The sequence below is a fragment of the Runella defluvii genome (assembly GCF_014195535.1).
GTDB classification, from domain to species: domain Bacteria; phylum Bacteroidota; class Bacteroidia; order Cytophagales; family Spirosomataceae; genus Runella; species Runella defluvii.
The window spans coordinates 307,862-317,747 of sequence record NZ_JACIBY010000005.1 but is presented as its reverse complement, the minus strand read 5'-3'; the positions used below and the strand labels follow the sequence as shown (position 1 = coordinate 317,747).

The window sequence follows — 9,886 nt, the reverse complement described above, 5'->3', positions numbered from 1 at the left end:
ATAGGAGTATCCAAAAGCACGCAAATGTGTTGGAGGTTTCTCAAAACCTCCAGCAAGGGTTGCTCAGAACCCAGTTTGCGGGTGATTTATATTGACGGGGTTTTGAGAAACCCTCGTTTCGGATAGGAGTATCCAAAAGCACGCAAATGTGTTGGAGGTTTCTCAAAACCTCCAGCAAGGGTTGCTCAGAACCCAGTTTGCGGGTGATTTATATTGACAGGGTTTTGAGAAACCCTGTTTTCGGATAGGAGTATCCGAAAGCACGCAAGTGTGGAGGAGGTTTCTCAAAACCTCCAGCAAGGGTTCCTCAGAACCCAGTTTATTGGATAAGAATGGTTAAAACAAAGGAAAATGAAATCCCTCATTCTGATAGTAAGTAGTTGTTTTTGGGTGTTTACGGGGATTTTTGCCCAAAATCGTCCCAGTTTGCTGCCTGAACCCACATCTGTTCAGTACGGAAATGGTGCATTGGCGGTGAACAACGTGTCACTTTATGTGCCCTCGACTGCTTCTAAAGACATTGTATTTGCGCTCAAAGAATTACAACAAACCCTGCGTGAGCGAAGTGGAAAGCCCGTCAAAACGGCTTCCACACTCGCCGCGTCGCGGGTGCGTTATACCGTAAAAACGACAGGACGGGAACTGCCCGAAACCGACGAAGCGACCAAAGGCAGCACCCGCGAACACTATTCGTTGTCGGTATCGGCGCAGGGGATCCGAATAGAAGCCGAAACCTCAACGGGGCTATGGTATGCCGTCCAAACCCTTCGACAACTGATTCAAGGAGAAGGGGAACAGGCTACGATTCCCTATGTGACCATCACCGACCGACCCACTATGGCCTTTCGGGGCGTGATGATGGATTTTGCCCACGGAGGCTTGCTAACGGTGGATGAAATCAAACGTCAAATCGACTTTTTGGCACGTTGGAAAACCAACCAGTATTACTTCTACAACGAAGTAAGCATCGAATTAGAAGGCTATTCTACCCTCAATTACAAAGCCAATTACACCCAAGAGGAGGTGAAAAGCATCATCGCTTATGCCCGCGAGCGGCACATGGACGTTATTCCATTCGTCAATTTTTACGGGCATTTGCACGAGCTTATTCGGAATGAAAAGTACGCGTCGTTGGCGATTGGTCGCTATGGACATGAGATGGATCCTCGCAATGCGGGTGTGAAAGAATTACTCAAAAACTGGATTAAACAGTACACTGCGTTGTTCAAAAGTCCGTTTATCCACGTGGGTTTTGACGAAACGTGGGAAACCAAGCGCCTCAACAGCACGGAGGAGAAAAGTCTCAATCCCGAAGCGTTGTACATCCAACAATTGACGTTTGTGAGTGAAGAACTCAAAAAATACGGAAAAACGCTTCTGGCGTGGACGGATATGAGCTCGTTTTATCCCGATATTATCAAGAAATTTCCTGCCGATGTTATCCCCGTTATTTGGCAATATTCGCCCGATTCGGCGGCAACCTACCATTATCTAAACCCCATTTTGAACGAAAAAAAGCCCTTTTTCATTCAGCCAGCGGTATCGGGTTGGGGGCACATTTATCCCGAAGCGGGCTATACCTACGACAACATCGACTTGTGCTTACGGGCAGGATTGCGTCACCAAACATTAGGTTTTATCACCTCCGTCTGGACTGACTCGGTGGAGCCTTTTGTGCGGTCGTCCTGGATGTTTATGGCCTACGGCTGCATTTCGGCTTGGCAGGGAAAATCTCCTAACCAAAAAGATTTTGCCCGAAAATACGCATCGTTGGTTTATCCCAACATTGCCCAAGAAATGGGCGAAGCCTTTGATAACATTGCCATTTCGGTCGAATACCTGAAAAAGTGTTTGGGAAAAAACACCCAAAGTATGCCGCGAGGGACGCTAGTTGAAGCGTGGTCGAATCCGTTTTCGGCGTATTATTTGACCAATACCGAAGCCCACATGGCTGATTTTAGGGAAGTCCGTAAATACAGCGAGGAGGCCCAAGCCAATTTGATAGCCGCCCTCAAAAAAGCGTCAAAAACCGACCGCGAATTTGCCAATTCATTGCTGGTATCGGCCCGATTAATTAATTATTCGGCCATGCGGTTTATGTGGGCGCGTACGGTGGTAGATCGCTGGGACTACGCAATGGTGATGAAGAAAAAGGAAGATTACGTCATTTATGATTTGACGTACCCTTGTCATAGTCTGTTGGTGGACGCCATGGACGAAACGGGTGAACTCAAACGAGAATACGAAACGGCGTGGCTGTCGGAATGTATGCCGTATCGTCTCAATAGCATTTTAGGGCGTTTTGACGTGGAGTATAGCTTGTGGCGAAAATTGCATTTGAAAGTAATTGATTTCCAGATTAAACGCCAAAAAGATGTACCTGTAAAGTCGTTTGTAGAGGTCTTTAATCCTGATTTCTAAGTAATTGAATAGGTGTCGTTTGGCACTGACTATTTATAGATTAGAACCATGAAAAACATAGAATTTATCAGCCCGATAGAAGGCGATATGCTTCACGGCTGGGACGGACAGGTAGTAGAAGGTGTACTCCAAACAACGGTCAAAGTAAAAGCACCGTTGCAGCATTTTATTGTCATCAATGGCGTGGAAGCCCAAGAACGAGAAGGTGTTTTTGAAGCGTTGGTGACGTTTAGCGAATACCAAAATACGGTCGAAGTAAAAAATATGACCACGGGAGAAAGTGCCCAAATCAAGGTCTTTTGGCTGCCCAATTTTGCAGGAAATTACCGTTTATCAATTGACGATAACATCTGGTTTTTGCGCGATATTCACCAAAACGATGCGAACTATACGTCGATTTTTGATAATTCCTATTTGGGTTTTCTCAAACAAGTACACGACGAATACGGGACAAAAATCCACCTCAATCTTTTTTACGAAACCGACGGCTTTAATTTGTCGCAACTGACCGACCGCTTCAAACCCGAGTGGACAGCCAACGCCGATTGGTTGCGGTTGAGTTTTCACGCGCGCGGAGAGTTTCCCGATATGCCCTACCGCACCGCAGGCTATCAACAAGTAGCCGACGATTGCGAAATGGTCAAAAATGAAATTCGTCGCTTTGCGGGTGAGGCCGTGATGGGGCCTGTTACCACCTTACATTGGGGCGAAGCCACCGTCGAAGGCTCGCGGGCTTTGCGGGATGCGGGCTATGTGGGGCAATTGGGTTACTTCAACGTGGACGATGATTTGCCACCAGTTTCGTATTATTTGACGGTTGAACAACGTCGTCAGGTGAAAAAACGCTTTGTGTGGCACGACACTCAAGAAGACATTACGTTTGTCCGAAGTAGCATTGTAATTGATAAAAAAGAACTTCCCGAAATTGTCCCTCACCTCGACAACTACGCCAATCTACCGTCAGGACAGCCGCCCTACGTCGATTTTTTGGTGCATGAGCAATACTATTATCCTTTTTACGAAGTTTATCAACCCGATTTCCGCGACCGCATCGTTGCTTGTGTGCGCTGGGCAACCGAAAAAGGCTACCAGCCTGCTTTCCTCGGAGATTGCATTTTTTAAAGGAGAGTGTTTAGTGATGAGCGTTGAGTGATGAGAGATGAATGAAACGAAAACGCCTCGGAGAGGCAAAACGTTTGCATAAAAATATTTGTAACATGGAAAACAACCGCAGAAACTTCTTAAAAACGGCAAGTGCTACGGGATTAGGGCTTTTTGCCGCTAACCCCTTTTCCGCTTACGCCAATACCCCCGAAGAATGGGCCCAAGTACGCGAACAAGCAGACCGAAAGCGGGCGCAGAAATTTAACATGAGTGGCTACGCCGCTCCCAAACTGGACGTAGTTCGGGTTGGATTTATCGGCTTAGGTAACCGTGGGATGGGGGCTGTCGAGCGATTAAATAAAATCGAAGGTGTCGAAATTAAAGCGTTGTGCGATTTACGTTCTGAGAAAACGGCCGCGGCCAAAAAACTGGTCGAAGCTTCTGGACACCGCCCCCAAACCTACGATAGTAGCCCCGAAATTTGGAAAAAACTCGCCGAACGCACCGATTTGGACTTGGTTTATATCCTCACTCCTTGGGCATTCCATACGCCGATGGCGGTTTTTTCGATGGAGCACGGCAAGCACGTTTGCGTAGAAGTGCCTGCCGCCAAAACCATCGAGGAGGCGTGGCAGCTGGTCGATACCTCGGAGCGCACGCGCAAGCATTGCATGATGGTAGAAAACTGCTGTTATGACTTCTCCGAACTATTGACGCTCAATTTGGCTCGAAATGGCTTTTTTGGGGAAATTATCCACGGAGAAGCCGCCTATATTCACAATTTACAAACGCACGTTTTTTCCAAAACCCATTTCTACCAATTGTGGGAGCTTCAAGAGATGTTTCAGCGCAAAGGCAACTTGTATCCCACGCACGGATTGGGGCCTATTTGCCAAGTCATGGACATCAATCGTGGCGATAAAATGGAGTACCTGACTTCGATGTCGAGTAGCGATTTTGTGTTGGGGAGTTTGGCCAAAGAACTTGCCGCCAAAGACGATTTTTACAAGCCTTACGTGGGAAAATCCTACAACGGCAACATGAGTACGACCACGATTAAGACCCAAAAAGGGCGGACGATTATGGTGCAGTACGACGTGTCGTCACCAAGGCCGTATTCGCGGATTCAACTGGTGAGCGGTACCAAGGCGGTAGGTTTAAAATACCCCGAACCCGCGCGTTATTCAACGGGTCACGAATGGATGTCGGCCGAAGAATACAAGGCATTGGAAGAAAAATACTTGCCCCCGATTGTGAAAAAAATGGGTGAAGTGGCCAAAAACGTCGGCGGACACGGTGGGATGGATTTTTTGATGGATTGGCGCACCATCGATTGCCTACGCAATGGCCTCCCGCTCGATCAAGACGTGTATGACGCCGCCCTTTGGAGTAGCATCGCACCGCTGAGTGGCTGGTCGGTGGCCAATCGCTCCAATTCCATTGATGTGCCTGACTTTACGGGTGGCTCGTGGAAAGCCAACGCACCCGTCGATATTTCAATGACCAAAGGTGGTACGACGAAAGCCAAAGTATAAATCCTCAGACTTGGAAGGTTTCAAAAACCTTCCAAGTCTTTTTTCTATTAGGTAATTTCCCCAAAGCGTTATATTTTTGAAAAAATAACGCTTTGGGGAATGACACCTACTTCCATAAAACTACTTTTAGGCGGAATACTGGTTCTTTTGTTCACTACAAAGGAGCTGCTTGCCCAAACCCTTTCCGTCACGGGCGAAGTAAAAACACCGCTGACGCTGACCGCCTCTGACCTTCACGCATTAGAACGGACTGAAGTAACTGCCAAAGACCGTGACGGCAAAGAACACCGTTATGCTGGTGTAGCGCTTACGGCTATTCTTCGCAAAGCAGGCGCAACCTTAGGAGGAGAACTTCGCGGCGAAAATCTCTCAAAATACCTCATTGCCAAAGCAGGCGATGGCTACGAAGTGTTGTTTTCGTTGGCCGAGGTGGATGCTGAGTTTAGCGGACGTACCATTTTGGTGGCCGACTCGGTCGATGGAGCCCCGCTGCCCCAAGGAGTCGGCCCGTTTCGCTTGGTGATACCCGACGAAAAACGCCCAGCGCGCTGGATTCGTGAGTTAAAATCCCTTGAAATTCGATTTGCTAAGTGATGTTGCTGATTTGTGCCTGCATCGCAAACTAACAACGAATCAAAATGCGATACTTCCCCCTTCTAACGGCTTTGGTGATATTTCTTTCTTCTTTTTGGATAACAAAGCGCGAACTACATCCCTACAAGCTGGAGTATCCAACGTCATTTGGCCGTCGCTTTACGATTCCCGACGATAATTCGACGACCGAAGAAGGCGTGGCGCTGGGCCGAATGTTGTTTTACGAACCGCTGCTTTCCAGTACCAACACCGTCGCTTGTGCAAGTTGTCACAAACAAGCCAATGCTTTTTCGGACGACCGACAACTCAGCATCGGGGTGTCAGGAAAACCCACTCGTCGAAACTCCATGTCGCTGGTGAATCTGCTGTGGGTAAAGAACTTATTCTGGGATGGGCGCGCCAATGGTCTTGAAAATCAGGCCGTTTTTCCCCTGGCTCACCCTGATGAAATGGGACAGTCGCTGGAGGCTTCAGCGAAAAAGTTGGCCAAAACGCGTCGGTATCCTTCGTTGTTTCAGCGGGTCTTTGGCATATCGAGTATTACGGGGGAACACATCACCAAAGCGTTGGCGCAGTTTGAACGAACGTTAATTTCTGCTAATTCGCCTTACGACCGCTCTTTAAAAGGTGAAACTACCCTTTCGGCTGCGGAGCAGCGGGGGCGGGAGTTATTCATGCGTGGGCCTGCGCCTGAGCGAGGCGTACGCGGGGGCAATTGCGCACATTGCCACGGTGGAGCCAAGTTGATGCAAGAAGTATTTCATAACAATGGCCTTGATAGCATAGCCGTGGCGGATCGAGGAAGGCAAGAAATAACGTCCGATGGTTTGGACAATGGTCGTTTTCGGGTGGTGACTTTGCGTAATATTGCCCTGACAGCGCCCTACATGCACGACGGCCGCTTTGCGAGTTTGGAGCAAGTGCTTGACCATTACAACGAGCACTTTCATTTTAGCCCTAACCTCAGCCACGAGTTGCGTATTTCACACAACGAGCCCACTGGACAGCGTTTGGGGCTGACTTCCTCCGAAAAAAAGGATATTATTGCGTTTTTGCGCACCCTCACTGATTCGACATTTATCACAAACCCTGCGTTTTCGAATCCGTTTGAGACGAAAAAATAATTATTTGATAGCGTTTATACTGAACCAGTTAATGAAAAAAATACTTTTGTTTCTGTGGCTGATGGTGCCGCAGGTATATGCCCAAACGGTGCGCGTTGCCGTAGCGGCCAATGCCCAGTTTGTGATGGAGGAATTAGAGGCTGTTTTTGAAAAAGAAACGGGGATACAACTCGAAACCATTATTAACTCTTCGGGAAAAATCACGACCCAAATCCAACAAGGAGCACCGTTCGACGTGTTTTTGTCGGCCGATATGCACTACCCTGACGTACTTTTTAAAGAAGGGTTAACTACTGCCGCTCCCAAGATTTATGCCTACGGAGCTTTGGTTGTTTGGACAATCGGAGCCACAAAGCCCACGAAAGACTTGTCGTTTTTGACCCAACCTTCCATCAAAAAAATCGCCCTTGCCAATCCCAAGCTTGCGCCCTACGGAGTCGCGGCCCAGGAGGCACTCACGTATTATCGCTTGTTTGACAAAACGCAGGAAAAGTGGGTCATGGGGGAAAGTATCTCCCAAGTAAATCAATACATTGTTTCGCAAGTAGTTGAGGTAGGTTTTACGGCCAAATCGGTGGTGTTAGACCCTTCTCTGAAAGACAAAGGAACGTGGATAGAAATAGACCCCAAAACCTATCGTCCGATTGCACAAGGCGTGGTGTTGCTCAAAAAGAAAAACGTTGAACCCAGTTTGGCCGCCCGTCGTTTCTATGATTTTTTGTTTAGTAAGCGCGCGCACGCTATTTTTCGGAAGTTTGGCTACCGAGTAGGGGGCACAACACAAAAATGATGAACATGGATTGGGCGCCAATTTGGCTTACGTTTCGTTTGGCAAGCATTACCACGGTACTTCTGCTGTTGGTTGGAATACCGCTTGCGGCCTGGTTGTCGGCCACCAAAATCAAACTCAAACCGTTGATAGAGGCAATCATCAGTATGCCTTTGGTCTTACCGCCGTCGGTGCTGGGGTTTTATTTTTTATTGGCATTTAGTCCAAACAATGCCTTGGGGCAATGGTTGGAAAAAGCGTTTAACCTGCGATTGGTGTTTTCGTTTGAAGGGCTCGTTGTGGCGTCGATGATCTATAGTTTGCCTTTTATGGTACACCCGATTCAGGCGGGGCTCGAAAACCTGCCGCCGTCTTGGAAGGAAGCATCTTTTACGCTTGGTAAATCGCGTACGACTACGTTATTTCGAGTCTTATTGCCCAATAGTAAGCCTGCGTTGTTGACGGGTATTGTGCTGTCTTTTGCCCATACCATTGGCGAATTTGGGTTGGTGTTGATGATTGGAGGAAACCTGCCAGGGCAGACGCGCGTAGCGTCCATTGCCATTTATGATGAAGTCGAAACGCTCAATTATGCTGCTGCGCACAGTTATGCCGCTTTATTATTGGTCATTTCTTTGGTGATTCTAGTACTTGTGTATCGGTTCAATAAACGCTTGACGGTATGATAGAACTTGACCTACAGCTGCCGCGTCTTTTTGCCGATGGTCAGGGAGAGCTACGTATTCAGCTTTCGTTGGAGTCGCATAGCCTGACGGCTTTATACGGGGCGTCTGGGGCTGGAAAAACGACCTTATTGCGGTTGCTGGCAGGTTTAGAAACGCCTGTGGTGGGTCGAATTGTCGTGGACGGTGATACGTGGTTGGATACTTCTTCCAAGATAAATGTACCCGTTCAGCAACGCTCGATTGGCTTTGTTTTTCAAGATTCGGCGCTTTTTCCTAACATGACTGTTCGCGAAAACTTGGCCTATGCTGCCGCGTCGCCGAAAGATGCGTTGATTGATGAATTGCTGCAAAAGATTGGTTTAGAGTCGCTTGCGTATCGAAAGCCCGACGCGCTGTCGGGAGGGCAGCGGCAGCGAGTAGCGTTGGCGCGGGCGTTGGTACGGCGACCCAAGGTGTTGTTGTTGGACGAGCCGTTTGCGTCGCTTGATGCTACTACTGCTCAAAGCCTGCGGGAAGTGTTGGGCGATTTGCATCAACAATTCCAAACGACGACGTTGCTAGTCACTCACAGTCAAGAAGACATTCGTCAGTTGGCCGACCGAAAGGTTGAAATCGAGCGTGGACGGGTAAAAACGGACGAAGACAAAGCCCCTGAGCCCACGCCTATGTGGGGTGTCATCACAAAATTAGACCGTGAGAATGGTTATCTCGAAACCGATACGATGCAAATACGCCTTAGTGCTTCTGCTCCTTGGCCCAACGACTTGAAAGTGGGAGATGAGGTGTCGTTGAGTTGGAAACGGCGAATTTAATTCAATGAAAAAGTCTTTGGTTTTACCTAAAAACCGCATAAATTGTCGTCTATAAACGTTTTTTACAAAAAATAATCCAGCTATGGCGAATCCAACCTTATCCGAAAAATCATTCATCAAAGCCGCCCAAGAAGGCATTGGGCAAGGAGCGATGACTGTCCAAGGTACAGTCAACAAAATCATTTTATTAGGCGTATTGGTCATTGCTTCTGCTGCGGGCAGTTGGTTTTTGTTTGCCTCCAATCCTGCACTTATCATGCCTTTGGCCATCGGCGGCGCAATTGCAGGTTTTGTGATTGCCCTTATTTTGGCTTTTAAACAACAGCTCGCGCCCACGCTTGCGCCCATTTATGCCGTGGTCGAAGGGGTTTTTGTGGGGGCAATCACGTTGGTATTTGAAAGTATGTACCCAGGCATTGGCTTATCGGCGGTGTTGCTCACTTTTGCCATTTTGGCGGGGATGGTCGGTTTGTACAAAGCGGGGGTCATTCGCGCTACACCCACGTTCAAACGGACGGTGATGGCAGCTACGGCGGGTGTGGCTATTTTTTACTTGGTAGCCATGGTTTTACGCATGTTTAGCATCGAAATGCCGCTGATTTATGACACAGGCTGGTTCGGAATCGGCTTTTCGTTGTTTGTAGTGGGGTTAGCAGCCTTCAATTTAGTACTTGACCTCGACAGAATCGAGCAAGGTGCGGCTTATGGCGCGCCCAAATACATGGAATGGTACTGCGCATTTGGGATGATTGTCACCATCGTGTGGTTGTACATAGAAGTACTTCGCTTGTTATCCAAGCTCTCAAGCCGCGACTAGGCGTTCAATTTTTTTAAACATAAA

9 protein-coding genes are annotated in these 9,886 nt (G+C 48.1%); all 9 read left to right on the top strand.

The features are described from left to right. Positions 1–351: 351 nt before the first annotated feature. Entirely contained in the window at positions 352–2,421 is a 2,070-nt protein-coding gene (locus FHS57_RS13995; RefSeq protein ID WP_183974591.1) for a beta-N-acetylhexosaminidase, read from the top strand. Between the two features lie 48 nt (positions 2,422–2,469). Beyond that, positions 2,470–3,543, top strand: a complete 1,074-nt coding sequence (locus tag FHS57_RS13990) for a hypothetical protein (RefSeq protein WP_183974589.1) — start codon at positions 2,470–2,472, stop codon at positions 3,541–3,543. Positions 3,544–3,638: 95 nt separating this feature from the next. Then, entirely contained in the window at positions 3,639–5,060 is a 1,422-nt protein-coding gene (locus FHS57_RS13985) for a Gfo/Idh/MocA family protein (RefSeq protein WP_183974587.1), read from the top strand. 99 nt (positions 5,061–5,159) lie between these two features. After that, on the top strand, positions 5,160–5,654 hold the full coding sequence (locus FHS57_RS13980) for a molybdopterin-dependent oxidoreductase (RefSeq protein ID WP_221225631.1): 495 nt from the start codon (positions 5,160–5,162) through the stop codon (positions 5,652–5,654). Between the two features lie 44 nt (positions 5,655–5,698). After that, a complete protein-coding gene (locus FHS57_RS13975; protein ID WP_183974585.1) occupies positions 5,699–6,778 on the top strand; it encodes a cytochrome-c peroxidase in 1,080 nt (359 codons plus the stop codon). A 31-nt stretch (positions 6,779–6,809) separates the two neighbouring features. Beyond that, positions 6,810–7,568, top strand: a complete 759-nt coding sequence (modA, locus tag FHS57_RS13970) for a molybdate ABC transporter substrate-binding protein (RefSeq protein ID WP_183974582.1) — start codon at positions 6,810–6,812, stop codon at positions 7,566–7,568. Next, a complete protein-coding gene (modB, locus tag FHS57_RS13965) occupies positions 7,568–8,233 on the top strand; it encodes a molybdate ABC transporter permease subunit (protein ID WP_183974989.1) in 666 nt (221 codons plus the stop codon). Before modA ends, modB begins: the two co-directional genes overlap by 1 nt. Next, on the top strand, positions 8,230–9,045 hold the full coding sequence (locus tag FHS57_RS13960; RefSeq protein WP_183974581.1) for a sulfate/molybdate ABC transporter ATP-binding protein: 816 nt from the start codon (positions 8,230–8,232) through the stop codon (positions 9,043–9,045). The genes modB and FHS57_RS13960 overlap by 4 nt, the downstream gene beginning before the upstream one ends. An 82-nt stretch (positions 9,046–9,127) precedes the next feature. Next, positions 9,128–9,862 carry a Bax inhibitor-1/YccA family protein gene (locus tag FHS57_RS13955; protein ID WP_183974579.1) on the top strand — a complete coding sequence of 245 codons (735 nt, stop codon included), beginning with the start codon at positions 9,128–9,130 and terminating at the stop codon, positions 9,860–9,862. The last annotated feature ends 24 nt before the right edge of the window (positions 9,863–9,886 follow it).

Excerpts from the sequence above, each read along its gene's own strand:
- FHS57_RS13995 (WP_183974591.1), top strand. The coding sequence starts at position 352 with ATGAAATCCCTCATTCTGATAGTAAGTAGTTGTTTTTGGGTGTTTACG.
- FHS57_RS13990 (WP_183974589.1), top strand. The coding sequence starts at position 2,470 with ATGAAAAACATAGAATTTATCAGCCCGATAGAAGGCGATATGCTTCAC.
- FHS57_RS13985 (WP_183974587.1), top strand. The coding sequence starts at position 3,639 with ATGGAAAACAACCGCAGAAACTTCTTAAAAACGGCAAGTGCTACGGGA.
- FHS57_RS13980 (WP_221225631.1), top strand. The coding sequence starts at position 5,160 with ATGACACCTACTTCCATAAAACTACTTTTAGGCGGAATACTGGTTCTT.
- FHS57_RS13975 (WP_183974585.1), top strand. The coding sequence starts at position 5,699 with ATGCGATACTTCCCCCTTCTAACGGCTTTGGTGATATTTCTTTCTTCT.
- modA (WP_183974582.1), top strand. The coding sequence starts at position 6,810 with ATGAAAAAAATACTTTTGTTTCTGTGGCTGATGGTGCCGCAGGTATAT.
- modB (WP_183974989.1), top strand. The coding sequence starts at position 7,568 with ATGAACATGGATTGGGCGCCAATTTGGCTTACGTTTCGTTTGGCAAGC.
- FHS57_RS13960 (WP_183974581.1), top strand. The coding sequence starts at position 8,230 with ATGATAGAACTTGACCTACAGCTGCCGCGTCTTTTTGCCGATGGTCAG.
- FHS57_RS13955 (WP_183974579.1), top strand. The coding sequence starts at position 9,128 with ATGGCGAATCCAACCTTATCCGAAAAATCATTCATCAAAGCCGCCCAA.